19 protein-coding genes and 2 pseudogenes are annotated in these 20,670 nt (G+C 49.1%); 10 read left to right on the top strand and 11 right to left on the bottom strand.

Annotated features, from left to right (window positions below):
- Window positions 1-218: pseudogene (locus IQ219_RS04100) on the bottom strand (site-2 protease family protein); the annotation flags it as partial.
- A gap of 131 nt (window positions 219-349) precedes the next feature.
- On the opposite strand from IQ219_RS04100, the gene IQ219_RS04095 reads away from it, so the two are divergent.
- From IQ219_RS04095 to IQ219_RS04085, 3 genes are all read left to right on the top strand, one after another.
- Window positions 350-1,006: a YggS family pyridoxal phosphate-dependent enzyme gene (locus IQ219_RS04095; RefSeq protein WP_194071809.1), complete on the top strand. Its 657-nt coding sequence runs from the start codon at window positions 350-352 to the stop codon at window positions 1,004-1,006.
- Between the two features lie 170 nt (window positions 1,007-1,176).
- A complete protein-coding gene (locus IQ219_RS04090; protein ID WP_194020026.1) occupies window positions 1,177-1,395 on the top strand; it encodes a hypothetical protein in 219 nt (72 codons plus the stop codon).
- Window positions 1,392-1,655 carry a Txe/YoeB family addiction module toxin gene (locus IQ219_RS04085; protein WP_368667564.1) on the top strand — a complete coding sequence of 88 codons (264 nt, stop codon included), beginning with the start codon at window positions 1,392-1,394 and terminating at the stop codon, window positions 1,653-1,655. The genes IQ219_RS04090 and IQ219_RS04085 overlap by 4 nt, the downstream gene beginning before the upstream one ends.
- A gap of 71 nt (window positions 1,656-1,726) precedes the next feature.
- Here IQ219_RS04085 and IQ219_RS04080 read toward each other — a convergent pair whose 3' ends face one another.
- A complete protein-coding gene (locus IQ219_RS04080) occupies window positions 1,727-2,998 on the bottom strand; it encodes an FIST N-terminal domain-containing protein (RefSeq protein ID WP_194071808.1) in 1,272 nt (423 codons plus the stop codon).
- Window positions 2,999-3,209: 211 nt separating this feature from the next.
- On the opposite strand from IQ219_RS04080, the gene valS reads away from it, so the two are divergent.
- The gene (valS, locus tag IQ219_RS04075) at window positions 3,210-5,963 is read left to right on the top strand and encodes a valine--tRNA ligase (RefSeq protein ID WP_194071807.1); all 2,754 of its coding nucleotides are present in this window, start codon (window positions 3,210-3,212) and stop codon (window positions 5,961-5,963) included.
- Window positions 5,964-6,225: 262 nt separating this feature from the next.
- Here the strand turns inward: valS and nuoK are convergent, their stop codons facing one another.
- The 4 genes from nuoK to nuoH all read right to left on the bottom strand — a co-directional run bounded on the left by nuoK (window position 6,226) and on the right by nuoH (window position 9,185).
- Window positions 6,226-6,531: an NADH-quinone oxidoreductase subunit NuoK gene (gene nuoK / locus IQ219_RS04070; RefSeq protein ID WP_197525966.1), complete on the bottom strand. Its 306-nt coding sequence runs from the start codon at window positions 6,529-6,531 to the stop codon at window positions 6,226-6,228.
- A gap of 125 nt (window positions 6,532-6,656) precedes the next feature.
- On the bottom strand, window positions 6,657-7,253 hold the full coding sequence (locus tag IQ219_RS04065) for an NADH-quinone oxidoreductase subunit J (RefSeq protein ID WP_194071806.1): 597 nt from the start codon (window positions 7,251-7,253) through the stop codon (window positions 6,657-6,659).
- Between the two features lie 102 nt (window positions 7,254-7,355).
- Complete coding sequence (ndhI, locus tag IQ219_RS04060; protein WP_190599495.1) at window positions 7,356-7,937, bottom strand: NAD(P)H-quinone oxidoreductase subunit I; 582 nt, start codon at window positions 7,935-7,937, stop codon at window positions 7,356-7,358.
- A 129-nt stretch (window positions 7,938-8,066) separates the two neighbouring features.
- Window positions 8,067-9,185 carry an NADH-quinone oxidoreductase subunit NuoH gene (gene nuoH, locus IQ219_RS04055; protein ID WP_190599494.1) on the bottom strand — a complete coding sequence of 373 codons (1,119 nt, stop codon included), beginning with the start codon at window positions 9,183-9,185 and terminating at the stop codon, window positions 8,067-8,069.
- Between the two features lie 380 nt (window positions 9,186-9,565).
- On the opposite strand from nuoH, the gene IQ219_RS04050 reads away from it, so the two are divergent.
- Together IQ219_RS04050 and bchE are read left to right on the top strand one after the other, a co-directional pair.
- Window positions 9,566-10,690, top strand: coding sequence for a quinone-dependent dihydroorotate dehydrogenase (locus tag IQ219_RS04050; protein WP_194071805.1), 1,125 nt, complete (start codon window positions 9,566-9,568; stop codon window positions 10,688-10,690).
- Between the two features lie 51 nt (window positions 10,691-10,741).
- Window positions 10,742-12,238 (top strand): magnesium-protoporphyrin IX monomethyl ester anaerobic oxidative cyclase, encoded by a 1,497-nt coding sequence (bchE, locus tag IQ219_RS04045; protein ID WP_194071804.1) that lies wholly within the window; start codon window positions 10,742-10,744, stop codon window positions 12,236-12,238.
- 353 nt (window positions 12,239-12,591) lie between these two features.
- Here the strand turns inward: bchE and IQ219_RS04040 are convergent, their stop codons facing one another.
- Together IQ219_RS04040 and IQ219_RS04035 are read right to left on the bottom strand one after the other, a co-directional pair.
- On the bottom strand, window positions 12,592-13,035 hold the full coding sequence (locus IQ219_RS04040) for a response regulator (RefSeq protein ID WP_190596449.1): 444 nt from the start codon (window positions 13,033-13,035) through the stop codon (window positions 12,592-12,594).
- 19 nt (window positions 13,036-13,054) lie between these two features.
- The gene (locus IQ219_RS04035) at window positions 13,055-15,301 is read right to left on the bottom strand and encodes an ATP-binding protein (protein WP_194071803.1); all 2,247 of its coding nucleotides are present in this window, start codon (window positions 15,299-15,301) and stop codon (window positions 13,055-13,057) included.
- 455 nt (window positions 15,302-15,756) lie between these two features.
- Here IQ219_RS04035 and IQ219_RS04030 point away from each other — a divergent pair, with 455 nt between their 5' ends.
- Genes IQ219_RS04030 through IQ219_RS04020 form a run of 3 tightly spaced genes read left to right on the top strand, consistent with a single transcriptional unit; the run spans window position 15,757 to window position 18,309 of the window.
- Window positions 15,757-17,019, top strand: a complete 1,263-nt coding sequence (locus IQ219_RS04030; RefSeq protein WP_190596453.1) for a gamma-glutamyl-phosphate reductase — start codon at window positions 15,757-15,759, stop codon at window positions 17,017-17,019.
- Between the two features lie 10 nt (window positions 17,020-17,029).
- A complete protein-coding gene (locus tag IQ219_RS04025; RefSeq protein ID WP_190596455.1) occupies window positions 17,030-17,233 on the top strand; it encodes a hypothetical protein in 204 nt (67 codons plus the stop codon).
- Window positions 17,230-18,309 carry an AI-2E family transporter gene (locus IQ219_RS04020; protein WP_368667563.1) on the top strand — a complete coding sequence of 360 codons (1,080 nt, stop codon included), beginning with the start codon at window positions 17,230-17,232 and terminating at the stop codon, window positions 18,307-18,309. Before IQ219_RS04025 ends, IQ219_RS04020 begins: the two co-directional genes overlap by 4 nt.
- A gap of 255 nt (window positions 18,310-18,564) precedes the next feature.
- On the opposite strand, the gene rpsD is transcribed toward IQ219_RS04020, so the two are convergent.
- From rpsD to IQ219_RS04005, 3 genes and pseudogenes are all read right to left on the bottom strand, one after another.
- A complete protein-coding gene (gene rpsD / locus IQ219_RS04015) occupies window positions 18,565-19,173 on the bottom strand; it encodes a 30S ribosomal protein S4 (protein WP_194020034.1) in 609 nt (202 codons plus the stop codon).
- A 218-nt stretch (window positions 19,174-19,391) separates the two neighbouring features.
- Window positions 19,392-20,195 (bottom strand): ABC transporter ATP-binding protein, encoded by an 804-nt coding sequence (locus IQ219_RS04010; protein WP_190596459.1) that lies wholly within the window; start codon window positions 20,193-20,195, stop codon window positions 19,392-19,394.
- 35 nt (window positions 20,196-20,230) lie between these two features.
- A pseudogene (locus IQ219_RS04005) lies at window positions 20,231-20,352 on the bottom strand (methionyl-tRNA formyltransferase); the annotation flags it as partial.
- A gap of 90 nt (window positions 20,353-20,442) precedes the next feature.
- On the opposite strand from IQ219_RS04005, the gene IQ219_RS04000 reads away from it, so the two are divergent.
- Window positions 20,443-20,670 (top strand): DUF29 domain-containing protein (locus IQ219_RS04000; RefSeq protein WP_194071801.1); only part of this gene is annotated, 228 nt, incomplete at its 3' end.

The raw sequence follows: 20,670 nt of genomic DNA, 5'->3' as shown, positions 1-20,670 counted from the left end.
CCACCGAAGCGAAGAGTAATAGGGCAGTGACTAATCCCAAAATCCAGGGTGTACCACCGGACAGTTGGGGAAAGCGGGCTAAGTCTTGGCCATAGCTGAGAGTCACCAATCCCAAAATTAAAAACCAGGATGGATTGACGTAAAAAGGAATACCAAAGAGACTGCCGACGCGGATATTGTTGTTCATTCAATTGCCCCCCTAAACTGAGGCTTAACATGAATTAATTGTAACGAGATGTTAAGACGTACCTGAGTGGGAAAACCGTCGCAGTGGGTTCGGTTAAGCACCGTTTCCCCAATTCACCTTAGGATCAAGGGCAGTATAGCCCCTTCCTCCGGCAGTTCGACCATGTTTTCCCCCAGCGTTTACTCAGAAATTATTACCACCCTCCCCCCTAGTGTAAGGTTAGTGGCGGTGACCAAAACCAAGGCGATCGCCGATATTGAAGCGGCCTACAGGGCGGGTATCCGGGATTTTGCCGAAAGTCGCATCCAGGAAGCGTTATCCAAAATTGAAGCCCTGGGGAGTTACACCGATATTAATTGGCATTTTATTGGTCGTTTACAAAGCAATAAGACCAGACGGGTGGTGGAAAATTTTACCTATATCCATTCCATTGATAATTTATCGATCGCCGCGAGATTAAACTGCATAGCCGGGGAATTGGGTAAGCATCCCCAGGGATTGTTGCAAGTCAAGTTACTGCCCGACGAGAATAAATCCGGTTGGACCAGGGAAGAATTAAGTATTGATTTACCCCAATTAGAGCTATTGGAAAATCTGAAAATTTGTGGATTAATGACCATTTTGCCCCTCGGTCTGTCCCCTGGCGATCGCCAACAAACCTTTGGAGAATTAAAAGATTTAGCCGCAGAGATTAGTCAAACATCTAACCTGTCATTAACGGAACTATCCATGGGCATGTCCGGGGATTACCCTGAAGCGGTTGCCGCCGGGGCCACCATGATCCGACTAGGTACAATTCTCTTTGGCGATCGGGGTTAAATACTCCATTTCATGGACGATAGCAAATATCGCAATTGCTAGTTGGGAATGAAAACTAAAAAGTTCTCATTGTCTGGCGTTTATTCTTTGCGCAAGCTGGAGATTGAGATACAATGAAAACTTAGACAACAACTAGACGAATCAAAAATAATATTTGCAATTTCACTAATATGAAAACGATTACCCTAAAAATAGAAGACGGTGTTAATGATCGTTTTATGTCGTTATTGAAAGACTTTTCCGATCATGAATTAAGGATTCTAGAAGAGTCCGAATATGTTAGTGATGATGACTACTTAAGATCCATTGAAGGCATGGTTGAGAGTATTAATGAAGCGAGAGAGGAAGCGGTAGAGAATGGTATTACTTTGGATAAGCTAGATTGGTGATGTACAAGGTGATTTTCATGACAAAGGCACAAAAAGATGCTAAAAAATTAGCCTCTGGCGGGTTAAAGGCAAAAGCACTCAAGCTAATTGAGATTATTCGTGAAGATCCTTATCAATATCCTCCTGAATATGAGCTTCTTAAAGGAGACATGAAAGGACTAATTAGCAGAAGGATAAATAAGCAACATCGATTGGTATATGAAGTCATAGAACAGAAAAAAATGATCAAGATATACCGAATGTGGACCCACTACGAGTAGACCAGATAGGGTTCTTTTTATCATTTATTCTTGAATTGTCGATATAATGTAATCCAACTAACAAAGACTGGCTACGTAGTTAGATCCACCGCATGAACAATGGCGAAAGCAGAAGTATAGCCATGTAAAAAGGTTTGACTGCCCACCTGGCCAATTTCACCATTGCAGAAAAAACCTCCTAGGGCTATTCCCGGAAAATATTGCCCAAACACCTGGCTGTCAAAGTTGGGGGTGCCATACAGGCCATAGCCTCTGCCCAAACAGGAAAACATCAACGCCCCGATCGCCGTGGTAGGGGACTGACTTGGTTCGCCGTTAGTGTAATAACGCAACAAAATTCTTAGATCATCGGCGGAGGTTTCCCGATCCCGTAAATGGAATTGTAACCTCTGGCCTTTTCTCACCCGGTCTCCAATGGCGATCGCCCCCTGGCGGGGATCCACCCCCAATAAATTACGAATTAAAAAATCTCCCGGTTGGAGAGTCAGCTTAAACTCATCGTTGGCCACACCGACAAAGAGAGAGCTTTGGGCCAATTCCTGATCCTTGGGGCTGAGGGTGGGAATCAGTTTTTGCAGACTAGCCAGGGGACTTTCCAACACCACCGTACCACTGTCCTTATCCTTGCCTTCGATTTCTGTGATGATGTTTCGTTCTCCCTGGTTAACCACAAACGGTTCACCGATGGGTCGACAGCCCTGGGCCACCACACTACCGAGGCGAATATTACCCGCCAGAGCAACCCCAATGAAACCTTCCCCGTAGCGTCCACTGGCATGGTGGGGAGATTGCAAAAATAAACTGCCCCCCATAGCAACATTTTCTCCACTGGCTAAGCCCCCCGCTTTCGTTGCCTGGGGATAGGCAAAATCCAGCCCCGCCAAAAAGTCCGTTATGCCCGCTGCCATCGGATCCGCCAAAATCAGGAAATCGGCCCCACTGGCCGGATCAACACCGACCAAATCCACCCAACTCTGGGGCGACGCATCCAAATCCGGTAACTCTTTCCCATGGACGTAGAACGGAGTCACCTTTACCCCAGGCAACCGGGCCACCGTTAAGCTCAGCGCCACTTTTCCTTCCACTTCCTGCACCGCGTCGGGGTCTGCCATGCCAATGATGCCTCCCCCCAAACAACCAATCACATTGGGCACTGACAACTTTTCTTGCACCAGGGGCATTAACCGGGCTGCATCGGAAGCAAAGCTGGAAGAAAGGAACACAATTGCTAAATCCCAATCCCCCTGCCCTGGACCACTCACCTTGGCGATCGCCTCATCCAATGCCCCCTCCAAGGATGGCCTGGTAGAAAGGGCATTAACCCACTGCAAAGAATGTGTCATAGCAAAAAAAGTAATTGGATACTCGACCGAATTCCAACGGTTACCGAAAACCTTGCCCAAAATTGAGATTGGCCCAGACCACCATCGTAACTTCTCGGATCAAATTGCAGAAAACCATGGGGAAAATTTGCCCTGGCCCAACCTTAACTACACCAATGCCCCCTCCTAACCTATGGCAAAATGATGAAGGCCTAACAGTGAACTCCGCCCCATGACCACCTCCCTACCTCCCCAATACGATCCCAGTGCGACCGAAGCCAAATGGCAAACAGCTTGGGAAAAAAGTCATGCGTTTCAAGCCGATCCCCAAGCCCACGGAGAACCCTATTGTGTGGTGATTCCTCCCCCTAATGTGACGGGCAGTTTGCACATGGGCCACGCCTTTGAGAGTTCCCTCATTGATACCTTAGTGCGTTACCACCGGATGCGGGGAGATAACACCCTATGGTTACCGGGTACGGATCATGCCAGCATTGCTGTGCAAACTATTTTGGAGCGTCAGTTAAAAGCAGAGGGAAAAACCCGGCATGACCTGGGGCGGGAAAAGTTTTTGGAGCGGGCTTGGCAGTGGAAAATAGAATCTGGCAGTACCATTGTCAACCAACTGCGGCGTTTGGGAGTTTCCGTAGACTGGACTAGGGAACGGTTCACCATGGACGAACAGTTATGTCAAGCGGTGAAAACGGCTTTCATCCAGCTTTACCAAGAGGGGCTAATTTACCGGGGTAATTACTTGGTCAATTGGTGCCCGGCTTCCCAGTCGGCGGTGTCAGATTTGGAAGTGGAAAACCAAGAGGTGGACGGTCATCTCTGGTATTTCCGTTATCCCCTCACTGATGGCAGTGGAGAAGTGGTGGTGGCTACGACTCGGCCGGAAACCATGCTGGGAGACACTGCAGTGGCGGTGAATCCCCATGATCAACGTTATGCCGCCATGGTGGGCAAAACTGTCACCCTGCCTTTAACAAACCGGGAGATCCCCGTGGTGGCCGACGAATTGGTGGACCCAGAATTTGGCACCGGCTGCGTAAAAGTAACCCCCGCCCACGACCCCAACGATTTTGTCATGGGCCAACGGCACAACCTACCTTTTATTAATCTGCTCAATAAGGACGGTTCCCTCAACGAGAACGGTGGGGATTTTGCTGGCCAGGACCGCTTTGAAGCCCGCAAAAATGTGGTGCAGGCTCTGGAGACCCAGGGGTTTCTGGTCAAAATTGAACCCTATCGTCATTCCGTCCCCTACAGTGACAGAGGTAAAGTGCCGGTAGAGCCGTTGTTATCCACCCAATGGTTTGTCAAAATCGAAAGTCTGTCCCAAAATGCCCTGGCTTGTTTGGATGAGGACAATGATCCTAATTTTGTGCCGGAACGGTGGGGTAAGGTTTATCGAGACTGGTTAGTTAAACTCAAAGATTGGTGTATTTCCCGGCAACTATGGTGGGGTCATCAAATCCCCGCTTGGTATATTGTCAGTGAAACCCATGGAGAAATTGCCGATAATACCCCTTTTATTGTGGCCTATGACGAAGCCGAAGCCCTGGCCAAAGCGGAAGCAGAGTACGGCCCAGCGGTGCAATTGCAACAGGATCCCGATGTGTTGGACACTTGGTTTTCTTCAGGGCTATGGCCCTTTTCCACCATGGGTTGGCCCCAGCAGACAGAAGACTTGGCCAAGTATTACCCCACCAGCACCCTGGTGACCGGTTTTGACATTATCTTTTTCTGGGTAGCCAGGATGACCATGATGGCGGGACACTTTACTGGCCAGATGCCTTTTAAGGACGTGTATATCCACGGGCTAGTGCGGGACGAAAATGGTAAGAAGATGTCTAAGTCTGCCAACAATGGCATTGACCCTCTATTGCTAATCAATAAATATGGCACCGATGCCCTACGCTATACCCTAATTCGGGAAGTGGCTGGGGCAGGTCAGGACATTAGCCTGCAATACGATCGCCAAAAGGACGAATCGGATTCGGTGGAAGCGTCCCGTAACTTTGCCAATAAACTGTGGAATGCGGCCCGGTTTGTGATGATGAATCTGGAGGAAAAAAGCCCAGCACAGTTGGGCCTCGCCCCTGTGGAAAGCCTGGAATTGGCAGACCGCTGGATTCTGTCCCGTCTCAACCGAGTTATTGAGCAGACCAGAGAACAAATAGAAAACTACGGCCTGGGGGAAGCGGCCAAGGGCTTGTACGAGTTCATTTGGGGAGACTTCTGTGACTGGTACATTGAACTGGCTAAACCCAGGCTTTGGAATAAGGAAGGGGGAGAAACTGGCACCCAGCGTCAATTGGTGGCTCGTCAAGTTTTGGCCCACACGTTGGACGGCATTATTAAGCTGCTCCATCCCTTTATGCCCCACATTACCGAAGAGCTCTGGCAAACTCTCCACCAAGCCGAGGGGGAATTTCTCGCATTGCAGGCCTACCCGTTGGTTAACCAGTCTCTGATTGATCCGGGTTTGGAAACTCAGTTTGATTTGTTGATCAACACCTTACGTACCATCCGTAATCTCCGGGCGGAAGCGGGCATTAAACCAGGGGCCATGGTCACAGTTATCCTCCAAAGTGAAAATGACCAGGAACGACAAACCCTGCAACTGGGGGAAACCTATATTCGTGACATCGGCAAAGTGGAGAATCTCCAGGTTGTGCCCCAACTACCCCCAGAACAAACCCAGGCGGGCACGCAGTGTGCCTCCGGCATCGCCGGGGTGGTGGATACAGTCCAGGTATTGATTCCCCTCTCGGGGCTGGTGGATCTGGATATTCTCCGCAGTAAAATCCAAAAAACCTTAGACAAAGTCAGCAAAGAATATGAAAGCATCGAAAAACGCCTTGGCAATCCCGGTTTTGTCAATAAGGCACCGGAGGAGGTAATTACCGGAGCTCGGGAATCCCTCAACGCCGCCGCCGTTCAACGACAGATGCTCCAGGAAAGGCTAAAAATGCTTGGCTAATGTTAATAACCCCCATTGCCCCTGGTTCTGTCAAAATTCCAGGGGTTTTGATTTGGGCAAATTGGTTATGACTTTAGGACTGCCGGAAAGAAGAGATTTTGCATAAAAAATCCCCACCTTTTGCCAAAGCTTAAGTGGGGTGATCTGGTTAGGTAATTGGGTTGTTAAGACCTTTTGTGGATTTCAAATCATAACCAATAGGCAGTACAAAAGATCGCTCTATTCTTCCAATCAATCTGGAGTCTAAATCCACACAGTAGTATTACCATTTCAGTAGATTGAATTGCTCCATATCGGTTGTTTCTCGGTTGCGGTAAATGGCTAGCACGATCGCCAGACCCACCGCAGCTTCAGCAGCGGCAATGGTAATGACAAAAATGGCAAACACCTGGCCCCGAATGTTGCTTGGATCAAGGTAATTGGAAAAGCCCATCAAGTTGAGGTTAACTGCGTTCAGCAACAGTTCAATGGACATCAACACCCGCACGGCATTACGGCTAGTGATGAGACCATAAATACCAATGCAAAACAGGGCGGCCGCTAGAATCAAACAATATTGGAGTTGCAAATGCATGGTGGGGTCAGGAAAATTTAACTAGGGTTAATCAATAAAATTGGCTTAGATGGGGAGATTTTTGCCCAATCAACCGGCAAAGGTTCAAAAAACTCCCACTAACCTTGGTTAGGCAATGCCTATTTGGAGGCGGAAGTTAACTCACGGGGACGCTCCGGCAAAGTGAGAGCAGTGGCGGTTTTATCTTCCTGGGATAGTTCGGGAATTAAGTCCCGACGGGCCAAGATAATTGCCCCCACCATAGCCATCAACAACATAACGGAAGCCAACTCGAAGGGCAGGAGGTAATCACTAAAAAAGTGTTTCCCAATGGTGACCAGGGTATTTTCCACAAAAGGCCCCGTTTCATTAATCTGCCAAGGAGTAATTAACACCATGGTGCTCAACAAAGCAAAGATGCCCGTACAGACCAGGGCGGTGGATAAATTTCTCAGCCAACGACCGGGAATTTTGGAAAAATCTTCCCGTTTATTGACCAACATAATGGCGAAAAGAATAAGTACGCTGACCGCTCCCACATAAACCAGGACTTGGGCCGCCGCCACAAAATCTGCATTGAGCAGGATATAAATACCCGAAATACTGAGGAAGACTCCCCCCAACAGGAAGGCGGAATAAACAATATTAGAGAGCAGCACGACCCCCAGGGCCGCCCCAATGACTAAAAAAGCCAGGATTAGGAAGGATATGTACTGAACACCTTCAGCTAAATTCACAGTGGTTAATCTCCTAGGTACGGATAGTGGAAGGGCAAAATCAGGTCACAACGAGTTTACTTTAACGGGTAAAGCCAAGGAATGAAGGAATAAAGCACAAATCTATTCCGTTTTCACCAAATCTTCCGGATGTTGTCCGGCCCGTTGACTGCCCTTGGGTAAATCGTGGGGTTCTAGCACTCCTTTGGGCAAATAGCCTAGTTCCCGCAGGGGAGTCACCATCGGATCTTCAGTTACTTTATAGGGCAACCTACCCAGGGCGACGTTGTCATAGTTCAAATCATGGCGATCGTAGGCCGCCAACTCATATTCCTCCGTCATGGAGAGACAGTTGGTGGGACAGTACTCCACACAGTTGCCGCAAAAAATACAAACTCCGAAGTCGATGCTGTAATGTTTGAGTTCTTTTTTCTTAACTGCCTTGTTAAATTCCCAATCCACCACTGGTAAGTTAATAGGACAAACCCGCACACAAACTTCACAGGAAATACATTTATCAAACTCAAAGTGAATTCTGCCCCGGAACCGTTCCGAAGGAATTAACTTTTCGTAGGGATATTGCACTGTGACGGGCCGACGACTCATGTGGTCGAAGGTAACTGCTAACCCCTGACCGATGTACTTAGCCGCTTGCAAACTCTCTTTAGCGTAGTCGCCAACCTGCTTAAGAATATTGTTGAACATAGCTTTCAGAAGGGAAAAAAGGTAGAGGGTGAAAAGTTGAACAAACCTGGAGACGGTGGCGAAAAGTCAGAAGCCGGAATCAAGCAAACATCGGCGCTCTCGAAGCTAATCTGCACCGCCCCATTGAAACTAACCGCCAAAGGCCATGGGAAAGGTCAACTTCAGTCCAGCGGTAATTAGAAGGTTTGCTAGGGCAACGGGCAGTAAAAACTTCCAACCTAGGTTTAATAATTGGTCAATCCGCACCCTGGGCACAGTCCAGCGCAGTAGGATGGCAATGAAGATCAGAAAATAGGACTTAAGTACCGTCATAGTTATGCCCAGGGCCGCCATTAGCACCTGTAACCAAGAGGTGGTAGGTGCAACCCCCAGCCAATTAGCCACATTTTCCAGGGGAATGGGGAAGTCCCAACCGCCCAGATAAAGTACCGAAAATACCAGGGCAGAAAGTACAAGATTGACGTAGGAACCAAGGTAGAACAGGGCGAATTTCATCCCAGCATATTCGGTCTGATAACCCGCCACCAATTCCTCTTCAGCTTCCGGTAGGTCAAAGGGTAGACGTTCACATTCTGCCAGGGCCGCAATCCAAAAAATTAGAAAGCCCACCGGCTGACGCCAAATGTTCCAACCCAAAATGCCGTAGCCAGACTGTTGGTCAACAATGTCGATGGTGCTGAGGCTGTTGGACATCATCACGATCGCCAACACCGCTAGGGAGAGGGGAATTTCGTAGCTAATGGACTGTGCCGCTGCCCGTAGCCCCCCCAGCAGGGAGTACTTATTGTTGGAAGCGTAACCAGACATCAACAGCCCAATGGGCGCAATACTGGAAAGGGCAATCCAGAGAAAAATACCAACGTTAATGTCGGTGATGACCAGGTTCTGGCCGAAGGGCACAATGAGGTAGGAAAGAAAAACCGGCAGTACCACCAGCACAGGGCCAATGGTAAATAACCAAGGGTCAGCCTTGGCCGGTACCACATCTTCCTTAAACACCAACTTAATGCCATCGGCCACAGGTTGTAACACTCCCAAGGGACCGGCGAATTCTGGACCAATCCTTTGCTGAGCGGCGGCGGAAATTTTTCTTTCTAGCCATACCACCACCAACACCCCCACGGTGGCTCCGATGATCATCAAAATCGAGGGGAGGGGAATCCAAAACAGCTTCGCTAATCCTGGAGGTAGGCCGAAACCTTGCAGTGACTGAAGAAAACTATTCTGAAGATCAATGCCTGAAGTCATGGTGCCGTCCGCTTGGAGGGTTGAAATGATTAACTGAGTCTCAGCTCAGCAAGCTTGCCGATTATTGTAATGAAATTTACCTGCTTAGTATAGTCCCAATAGTTTTGATGGTTATGATTAGGATTCTTGAAGTGTGTCGCTTGCTTGGGGGTGATGGTGTCCTCGTTCTCCAGGATCCCTAGGGAGTTTTCTTCCACCCTTGGCAGGTATTCCATGACTAGTTTCGTCCCTATCTTCGTGGGTCACTGGGGTAGAATCAATGTTGATATCTCCATTTCAGACCATGATTTGACGAAAAACTACAGCTATCCCGGAGGGCCGGTTTTTCAAGACCGATTCTTTCGATCAATGGACTGATCAAAATTTGCTTTTGCCGGCCTATGTTGCGTTTTGCCCGTTCTCTCTATCCCCTGATTTTATCCGTCACCAAAAATGATCCGGAAAGGGGCCACCAACGCCTTATCCAAACTTTAAAAAAAGTGGATGCCATGCATCGCCATGGCTTTGCTGTGGCCATGGAGCAACTAGAACAAGCTTTTACCCATTCAGACCTTCGTTTACAACAAAGCTGTTGGGGCTTAAATTTTCCCAACGTACTCGGTCTCTCCGCCGGCTGTGATAAGGAGGGAGAGGCGGCCGCTGTCTGGCCTGCATTGGGTTTTGGTTTTGCAGAATTGGGAGCTGTGACCAAATATGCCCAACCGGGCAATGACCGTCCTCGTCTATTTCGTTTACCCCAAGACCAAGCAGTGCTGAATCGTTTGGGGGCCAATAATGAAGGGGCTGTGGCCATGGCGGCGAAGTTAAAACGCACCTGGGAGTATTATCCCCGCACCATTCCCATCGGCATTAATCTCTGTAAATCGAAAATTACTCCCCTCGACCAAGCGGTGGAGGATTACGTTTTCAGCTTTCAAACTTTAGCCCCGGTAGCGGATTATTTTGTGGTCAATGTCAGTTCTCCCAACACCCCTGGGTTGCGCAGCTTGCAGGAGTCTGACGAGTTGCCCCGCATTTTTGCTGGCTTGCAATCAGCAAATCATTGGCAAAAGCCGATTTTGGTAAAAATTTCCCCGGATCTCTCCTGGGAGGCGATCGCCGTCATCATTGATTTAGTTAAAGAACACAACCTAGCGGGCATCGTGGCCACCAACACCAGCACCCGACGATCGGGTTTAAAGACAAAAATTTTGCCCCAAACCGGTCAACCCATAGAAGAGGAAGCCGGAGGACTGAGTGGTCAACCAATCCGAGACCGGGCCACAGAGGTAATTCGCTATATTTATCAACAAACTGACGGCACCATTCCTATCATTGGCGTGGGGGGCATTTTCACCGCTGAGGATGCCTGGGAAAAAATTCAAGCAGGGGCAAGTTTGTTACAGCTTTATACGGGCTGGATTTATGGGGGTCCCTGGGTAGTCCCGGATATCTTGCAGGGCTTGGGGGAAAAGTTAGCGGCAGAGGGTTTTTCCCATATCAGCCAAGCAGTGGGATCAGAATAAACATACCCAACCTAGACAGAGATTTTGCATTGTCGTTAATGTAGACCTTACATGCGCATCCTCATTGTCAATCCACCACATCCAGCCATTGGCAGCCGTATTCCGCAGGAGCAACTTCCCCCCCTCGGACTTTTGTTAGTGGGCGGTTCTTTATTGGATGCTGGCCATGATGTCACTCTGGTTGATGCCGAACTTGGCCCCCTTTCCCATGGTGAGATTGTTGAAAAAGTTGTTACTCACCAGCCCCAGATTCTCCTGATCGGCCACTCCGGTTCCACCTCAGCTCATCCAATCGTGGTCGAATTGACCCGTCGCTTCCGCAGGGAATTACCAAACCTCATCATTGTCTACGGTGGAGTTTTTCCGACCTATCATTTTCACGACATACTCACCCAAGAACCCCAGATTGATGTCATTGTTCGTGGCGAAGGCGAAGCCACCGTTCCTAAGCTGATAGCTGCCATTGAGAACGGTGATGACCTTGCCAACGTAGAAGGCATTGCTTTCCGCTCCCATGATCAGATTGTTGAGACCTTACCTGCTCCGATGATTCAAGATTTAGATGCCTATCGGGTCGGGTGGGAACTCGTTGATCTAAAAAAATATAGCTACTACGGTGGCAAGCAGGCCGTTGTTATGCAGTTTTCCCGCGGGTGCCCGCACCTCTGCAACTACTGTGGACAAAGGGGTTTCTGGGCTCGCTGGCGACACCGTGACCCCAAGAAATTTGCCAAGGAAATCGCCTGGCTGCATCGAACCCATGGCGTCGAATTGTTCAACTTGGCCGACGAAAATCCAACAGTCAATAAGGCAGTGTGGCGGGAACTATGCGAAGCTATCATTGCCGAAAACCTACCGGTGACGATTATCGGTTCGACCCGTGCAGATGACATTGTAAGGGATGCAGATATTCTGTATTTATACCGCCAGGCAGGGGTAGAGAGATTTTTGTTGGGTATGGAAAATACCGATGAATCCACACTCAAAAAAATTCGTAAAGGAAGTAAGACAACCACCGACCGTGAAGCTATTCGCCTACTGAGACAACACGGCATTCTTTCCCTCGCTACGTGGGTAACTGATTTTGAAGAGGTCACCGACCGGGACTTTATCCATGCCCTCAGACAGTTGCTTTGGTACGATCCAGACCAAATTATGTCGTTGTATGTGACGCCCCATCGCTGGACTGGATATTATCGCATCGCTTCTGAAAGACGGGTCATTCAACTCAATCAGAGTAAGTGGGACTATAAGCATCAAGTGTTAGAAACCCGTTATATGCCTCCTTGGCGCATTTTTTTATGGGTGAAGTTCATTGAAATTATTTTGCAAACCCGTCCTGTAGCGTTATGGCGGTCCTTTTTTCAGCCCAACCGAGCTTCACGCCACGGCATGAATTGGTTCACGCGTATGGGGCGACGCGTCTTAGCCCATGAGTTGTGGAACTTCTTCTTCGGCGACTTTCGAGTCAGCAACGGGCCAACATTGGAACAATTCTGGGGTGCCCCCCAGGATCACCAAGAAATTCCCCTCCGCATATCTCGTTAGGGGGGCTGGGTTTGTGTCAAGCCTAGGCAGATTTAGGATACAACAAACAGTACTAAGAGCAATTGTTTTCCAAGGTCGAGAGACGATGTTGCTATGAATTTTGCTCTGGTTTTTTTTCCTGAATTAACCCGTAGCCAATCTTCGCAAAACTGTAACTCCATTCGAATAAATTCACCTTTAGGCGATTAGGCGATCGCCATTAAACCCTTAGTCATTGATTGGTTGGTCTAACTTTTATTGACCCGCGTCTGAGCTTGGCATCGTTTCAAAACGGAGTGACCTATCCATTTCCCATAGAGTACATCGTTAATCCTGTCTTTTGCCGCTAATGGCAATGAAATGACGCGGTGGGGTCAACTGGCTGGTAAGGTAACCGTTTCCAGCCAAAAGGACTCAATACCCTGCACCATCTTAAATAAATCCTTCAAATTGCGGGATTTGGTGAGATAACAATTGACATGAAGTTCATAACTGGCGATTACATCATCCTCATTGTGGGAAGTGGTTAACACCACCACGGGGATTCTTTTCAGGGCCGGGTCTTGCTTAATTTCCGCCAACACTTCCCGGCCATCCTTTTTAGGAAGGTTTAAATCCAACAAAATTAGGTTGGGACGGGGGGAGTTTTCGTATTCCCCCTCTTGTCGTAAAAAGGCCATGGCCGCTAAACCATCCCGGAGAATGATTAGTTCGTGGTCAATAGTACTGGTTTTCAAGACTTCCTGCACAAGGCGACTGTCGGCTTTGCTGTCTTCCACCAGCAGAATGACCTTGGGGGGATTAGATTCATCGGACATGGTTCAATACCTTACCTTCTTAGTTACCAATGGGGATGGAGAAGTAGAATGTGGAGCCCTCCCCTGGGTTAGACTCTACCCAAATTTGCCCTTGATGACCCTCGATAATTTTTTTGCAAATAGCAAGACCCATGCCGGTACCTTTATACTCGTCCCTGGTGTGGAGTCGTTGGAAAATAACAAAAATGCGCTCGAAGAATTGGGGGTCAATGCCAATACCGTTATCTTGGACCGCAAATACCCAGGCATCCTCCCGGCGATCGCCCCAGATTTTAATTTTGGCTGACTTGTCCCCGGCAAACTTGATCCCATTGGCGATCAGGTTCTGGAACACTTGCATGAGCTGGATTTGATCTGCCATTACTGCCGGCATGGAACCAACTTCAATTTCCGCCCCGCTTTCTTCAATCCGTTGCTTCAGGTTAGCCAGGGCTTTATCCACCACTTCCTGCACATCGGTGAAAGTGAGCTGGGCATACTGGGTATCCACCTTGGCATAGGTCAAAATATCGTCAATCAGAGTCTGCATCAGGGAAACCCCCGTCACGGCAAAGTCAATGAAGTCCTTAGCGTCTTCGTCCAGAGCTTCGCTGTAGCGCATTTCTAGCAGTTGTACATAGTTGCTGACTTGGTTGAGAGGTTCCTGCAAATCATGGGAAGCAATGTAGGCAAATTTCTTGAGGTCAGCGTTGGACCGTTCCAAGTTGCGGGCTAACTGAGCCAACTCTTCCGCCTGACGCAAAATCAAGTTGACGATCGCCTTTTTCAGGGCCAGGGCACTCTGAATTTCCACCGATTGCCAAGGTAGGGATTGCAGTCGGACAATTTCTTTCCAGAGGTCAAAGGACTGCCGGGGATGGAGTTCAATTTTACCGTCTTCCTGGGTGGCTTCGTAGGCATGGTGAGGATCTCCCCCCCAATTAACCGTTTGCAACACTTCGGGCCGGAACCAGAGCAAAAAGTTATGACGGGCAATGGGAATGGCCAATAAACCGCTGGCTACGGATTTGAAGTTAACGGCATCGGGGTAAATTTGTGACAGTGAAGATGTGAAAAACACGTCCTGGACTTCCCGATTTTCCAGCCATTGCAGTAGATATCGCACCGCTTTTTCGTCTGGGGTTTCCCCAACCAAAATTAATTTTTCCCCAAAACAAATGGCCGCTCCCTGGGAACCAGTTAGCCCCAACAGGCGATCGGGATGATTAGTTAATCCTTCGACGAAATCCCCCGCCGTGGTCATTTTGTCCAATAAAACCGCTTCATGCTCCGCTAATTGCACCCGGTAATCGAAGGTTTCCGTATCTTCCTGGGCGGAAATGTTACTAAACACTACCCGACCAAAAAATTCGCAGGCTTTACGCAGTTCAAAGGGAATTACTTTGGGTGTTTGATGGTGGCAAGCAATGAGACCCCAGAGATTGCCATCCTTAATGAGGGAAATGGTCAAAGAAGCCCCCACCCCCATATTTTTCAGATAGGTGAGGTGACAATGGTAGGCACTGCGGAGAATGGATTCTGTCAAATCCACCGCTCGGTTGGTGCTGGGATTAACGGCGGGGGTGAGGGGCACTGCCACACCATAAACGTCAGGAATAACTCGGATGGGGTTATGGATAAATAGCCGACGGGCGGGCTGGGGAATGTCTGATTCAGGATAATGCAAGCCCAAGTAGGGCTCCATATCATCCCGTTTATCTTCGGCAATGACATCACCGTGGTTATTTTCATCAAAGCGGTATAGCATCACCCGATCAAAGCCGGTCATACGTCGTACTTCTTGGACGATGACATCGTAGAAATCCCGCAGATTAGCTTGTTGGCGCAACCGATTTAAGGCGGCATTGGCCATGTGATAAAAACCCAGGAAAGGCAGATTGTCGGAAGTGTAGGCTGGTTCTAGTTCACACACCAATAGGCCGTCGCTATTGCGGTGAAAAACCCCATCGAAAATGACAAAGTCGTCCCCCATTACCCGCGCCCACAGTTTACTGGGGTTGAGGCTGCTGATTTGTCCGGCCGTTAGGCGACTCTGGATGGGCTCAATCTGAAAGCTATCAAATACTTCCCCTAGGCCTTTGCCCAACAGTTCCTCTGGCGATCGCCCCAAAATACCGGTGCAGTTGGCACTGATTTGGCGGATGATCAGATCCGGTTCCTGCAAGACCACCACTAAACCGTGGGGCTGAATTAGGTGGGCGGTGTGGATGGCGAGGGTTTCTAGCTGACGGAGGGACTGGTCGCTGAGTTGTAGGGTAGTGGCCATGGGCTTTTCTCTTTTTATCTATGGGTGGAGGCTGATGCCAATCACGACCGAGGCCGCAACTTTGGGCTTATAAGTAACTTGCAATAATCTTGGACTGACTGATAATTTCATCTCCGTCACTGGAGTAATAACGACCGAATATTCTGGGTGCTTTTATCCTAACGAAGCTTTTTTATTTCCCAACCGCAACGTTACACAACGAAACCGTTTCGCAATTTTTCTTAATGATTAGCTAGATAATTCACCGGTTCGAACTGGCCCTTGGCGATCGCCATTTTGACTAAATCTGAGCTTTGATTGTTTAATTGTCTATAACTGTCAATCCAGCAATTGGCTGCCCCTAACCCCTAAAATCCCTAACCTTTCCTTTTGGTTACTTTGGATGGGTGTTCGTCGAATAAACTGTCCGAAGTAAATCCATCTTTGCAGGCGGGCTTTGCCCCCTAGAATTTTCGATGACTAGCGACGATGCCGCGGCCGGTTTAGTAAAGGTTCTCGATTCTGCCCAGGGAGCTTTCCTTGCCCTCGATTCCTATGGCGGCAATGATCGGAGTCGGGCGGTGTTGGCCATGGCGGAGGCGTTGGAACGTTCCTTTGCCCAAATTTTGGAAGCCAATACCTTGGATTTGGTGGTTAGTCGGGAAATGTCCGTGGCGGATTGTCTCTGTGAATGGCTCAAGCTCACCCCCGAAAGGTTGCAAAACACGGTGGCTATTCTGAAGCGTTTGGCTTCCTTGCCGGATCCCCTCCAGCGGGTGATGGCTTCCCCCTATCAATTTAACCTGGCCCAGACCTATTGCCAGTTGATGCCCCTGGGGGTGGTGGCCCTAGTCTATGAAGCTTTTCCTGAATTGGCGGCGATCGCCGCAGGCTTTTGTCTGAAAACCGGGAACAGCCTAGTTTTGAGGAGTTGTGGTGCCTCTAGCCATTCCACCGCGGCCATTTGTGAAATTTTGCGGGAAGGTTTACTGGATGCGGATTTACCGGTGGACAGTGTTAACCATATTCCCAGCGAAACGCTACCCAATGTGCAGGACTTAGTGGGCAGTGCCAGCCAGCTTAATTTGGTTATTCCCTACGGCCGCCCCAGTTTTGTGGAACAAATCAGCCAACAATGTACTCCTCCAGTGTTGAGGGCCGCCATGGGTAACTGTTACCTCTACTGGTCTAGTAAGGGGGACTTGGAAATGGTGCGGCAAATGATCATCGACAGCCATGTGGGGCACCCGGATCCGGTCAATGCCATTGAAAAAGTTCTGGTTAGTCCGGGGCAAAATCCAGCGCCGTTGGTACGACTATTGAATAACCTACAGGGCAAGGGCTTCAAGCTCCGGGGAGACAGTGAACTCTGTGAACAATTTCCCGACCACCTCACCCTGGCCAAGGAGAACGAATGGGGTAAGGCCTACCTGGACCGCACAGTGGCCTTCCGCACCACCCAAAATCTGAAAACGGCGATCGCCTGGATCAATAGCCATAGCAGTGGCCACGGGGATTGTATTGCCACCGATTCCTACCAGGAAAGTCGACAGTTTTCCATGGGGGTGGACAGCGCCTTGGTGTATGTCAATATTCCGCCCTCTTTCTGTCGCAATCCCCACCAGGGAGAATCATTATTTTTGGGGGTATCGAGCCAAAAAGGTCAACGGCGAGGCTTGATTGGCTTAGAAGCATTTATGACCCCCAAGCAAATTGTCCAGGGGGAAAGTCGCAGTTGAGCCATTGCCCATGTCACAGTTAGGTCGTTTGGCATTGTTGGCCCTGAAAGTATTGCTCCCTTCGTTTCTTATCTCCTGGGGCATTAAGTTTATTGTGCCGGCCTTTGCTCCTCCACCGGAGTTAGCCTGGACCTTGCTATTGGTGTTCACTCCAGTGCTGGCGGTCATTGTTTGGTTGGGGCTACAGGAATGGCAGGGGAGGAAAACACCGTGACCTTTGCCCAATGGTCTGGCTTTATCAGTCTCTTGTTGATGGGGGCAGTGCTGTGGCAGATCCGCCAATTATTGTTACTGTTGTTTGCTGCCGTAGTGGTGGCCAACGGTTTAAACCACCTTTCCCAATGGTTCCAGCGGCGGGGCATAAAAAAACAATTATCCATACCCTTGGCGGTGATTATTCTACTGTTGGCCCTCGTAATAGTGGTGGCCCTGATCATCCCCCCCTTTGTGGAGCAATTCCAGGAACTCCTGACCCTTGTCCCCACCAGCATTGATGACACCCTACAATGGCTCCGGAAAATAGCCAGGGCGATCGATCCAGAATTAACGCCCCTCCTACCAAATTGGCAACAAATCACCGGACAGATCAGGCCTATTTTGCAGAAATTGGCTGGTAACGGTTTGGGGTTGTTTTACAGCACCCTGGGTTTACCCCTCACCCTTTTACTGCTGATTGTGCTCAGTCTGATGTTTTTGGCCAATCCCAGGGCCTACCGTCAGGGTTTCATCCGTTGCTTTCCTGCTTTTTATCGAGCCCGGGTTGATCTAGTTCTTAGTAAGTCGGAAATTTTATTGGAGGATTGGCTACGCCTGATTGTGGTCAGTGCTGTGGTGGTCACCGCCACCACTTGGCTCGGTTTAGTTTTGCTCCAGGTGCGGCTTCCCCTGGCCCTAGCCCTTGTTGCCGGTATTTTTGTTGTTATTCCCAACATTGGTCCCCTGATTAGTCTAGTCCCCGCCATGGCGATCGCCCTGTTGGACAATGCTTGGAAACCTCTCTTGGTGTTGACGCTCTATGGGTTGATCAACTACTTTGAATTCCATTGGATCACCCTGCACTGCATGGGCAAGCCCCAGCCAATTTTGCGGGGGGTTTTACTATTAGCCCAAGTATTTTTTGTCAGTGTGTTCGGACTTTTTGGGTTGTGGTTGGCGGTGCCCCTCACCTTAGTTGCCCAAGTTCTAGTGCAAGAAATATTGATCAAAGACGTTCTTGATCGTTGCCAAAGCTCAGAAGAAGTTGAGGAAGAAAAATCCACGCAAATCCCGCCGGTATTGCCGGAATCCTAGGGGAAGGGCCACAGTAAATGTGGTGTAAATTTAGTTGAAAATGGGTCTAACTTAGAGGTGAGGATAATCCTTCTGCAAACTCCTATGCAATTCACACGAACTTAATCTGATGGGAATCAGCCGCAAAACGTTGAATAACTAACTCCAAGGGAAATTCTGCAGTTCCCCACTTTAATACTTGTTAAAAAAAGACAAACCCCTGGTGGTTAGGGAAAGGGAAAGTAAATTCTCCCCCATTTCCCCAGACAGATAGATCTACGCTTTCCGAGAATAATACTCAATTACAAGCAGTTCATTGATCTGCAACGCCACCCACTCACGGTCAATAACGCTGTTGACCTTGCCAGTAAACGTATTTTTATCGAACTCCAAATGGGAAGGCACATTGGCCAAACCAGGAAATTCCATATTGGTTTCCACCAATTTACGGGAACGGTCCCGATCACGGACACTGACAACATCCCCAGGACGGCACTGGTAGCTAGGAATATCCACTACCTGACCGTTAATGGTGATGTGGCCGTGGCAGACTAGCTGTCGAGCCCCCGGAATGGTGCCAGCCATGCCCAAACGGAACACAGTGTTATCCAAGCGCATTTCCAGCAGTTCCAACAGAGCTTGTCCGGTGGAACCCGTAGCCCGACGGGCTTTTTTCACATAACGGACCAATTGCTTTTCCGTAATGCCGTAGTTCAACCGTAGTTTCTGTTTTTCTTCTAGCCGAATGGCATACTCAGAACGTTTGCGACGGGCTTGGCCATGTTGGCCGGGGGGGTAGGCACGGCGAGGGGATTTACGGCTTAAACCGGGTAATTCCCCAAGGCGGCGGACGATCCGCAGACGAGGTCCTCTATAACGAGACATCTTAGTTGGTCATCTCCTAATCAATAATTCCCAAACATCCCATTATAGGTTAGTGAGGTCTGTTAACGCTACCCAGTGAAGTCCTCTCCCAGGGCATTGTGAATAACTTGGTAATTGATGCTCAATGTCCCATACTCTATTGGCTTAGGGTAAAGACCATGGTGAGAACTTCAATTAATTCTTTACCAATTCTCAAGCTTGACTGGTTCTCCCAAGGGCTAGGAATCGCCCAAATAGGCTTCCAGAACCCTAGGGTCAGACTGAATTTGCTCAGGAGTGCCATCGGCTAAGTTTCTTCCTTCCGCCAAGACCCAAACGTGGTGACAGAGGGTCATGATCACATCCATATTATGTTCAATCACTAAAAAAGTAATGCCTTGGCGATTCCAATTGACAATGTGTTCACAAATTTGCCCAATCAGGGTGGGGTTAACTCCGGCGGCGGGTTCATCCAGCAGAATTAGCTTCGGATTACTCATTAAAGCCCGAGCCATTTCCAGCAATTTCCGTTGACCCCCTGATAACGCTCCGGCATAGTCATGGGCTTTAGCGGCCAAACCAACAGATTCCAGCATCTCCATCGCCCGTTGGCGGTTGACCCGCTCTTCTGACCGTACTTTTTTGAAACTAATTAATCGTTGCAGAAACTTTTCACCGGTCTGATGCTGATCCGCCAGTAACATATTTTCCAACACCGTCAGGCGGGAGAGCACTTTCGCCACCTGAAAAGTCCGCACACAACCCTGCAGGGCAATTTGGTGGGGGGCAAGTTGGCCGATGGAATCACCATTGAAAAGCACTTCCCCTTGGTCGGGACGAATGAAGTTAGAGAGCAGATTAAATAGGGTAGTTTTACCGGCACCGTTGGGGCCAATTAAGCCGGTGATACTGCCTTCTTTGACCACAATATCGGCGTGGTCCACCGCCCGCAGACCGCCAAAATTTTTGCATAGCCCCTGGGCGAGGAGTAGAGAACTGTCTGGACTACCGAGATTTTCTGCCGGGGTGATGCGATCGCTCATGGAAAATGTGTCAATTACCGCTCAATTACTCTGATTTAGGCGAAACCAATGGTGCTCCGGTTCCCGTTGATGAAATCCCAACCGCTTTGGGACTTTTTGCCGGGGGGGGCTATACCGCCTCCAATCATAGTGGTTTGGAGCCAGTTGGCAAGACAGGATGGCAATTTGATCTACCAAAGATTAGGATGGAACCCATCCTTGATCCGCCCAAAAATTAAATTTCGGTGGGATTCAGCCATAGATTGCCATGGAAGAAGTCAAGACCAAACAACTATACGAGCGGGACTATAGCCAATGGGCAGAAACGATGGCTGATTTGCTGGCTTCAGGTAACTTCGCAGAACTTGACATCGAAAATCTGGTGGAGGAGGTGCGGGATTTGTCCAAGCGAGAACGCGATCGCCTGTTAAGTAGTCTGCGGCTCATTGTTCATCATTTACTGAAGTGGGATTATCAACCCCAGAGGCGCTCCCGC

The organism is Synechocystis sp. LEGE 06083, assembly GCF_015207725.1.
GTDB classification, from domain to species: domain Bacteria; phylum Cyanobacteriota; class Cyanobacteriia; order Cyanobacteriales; family Microcystaceae; genus Synechocystis; species Synechocystis salina.
Note: the sequence above shows the minus strand (reverse complement) of the source record. Positions and strands in the feature narration are given on the sequence as shown.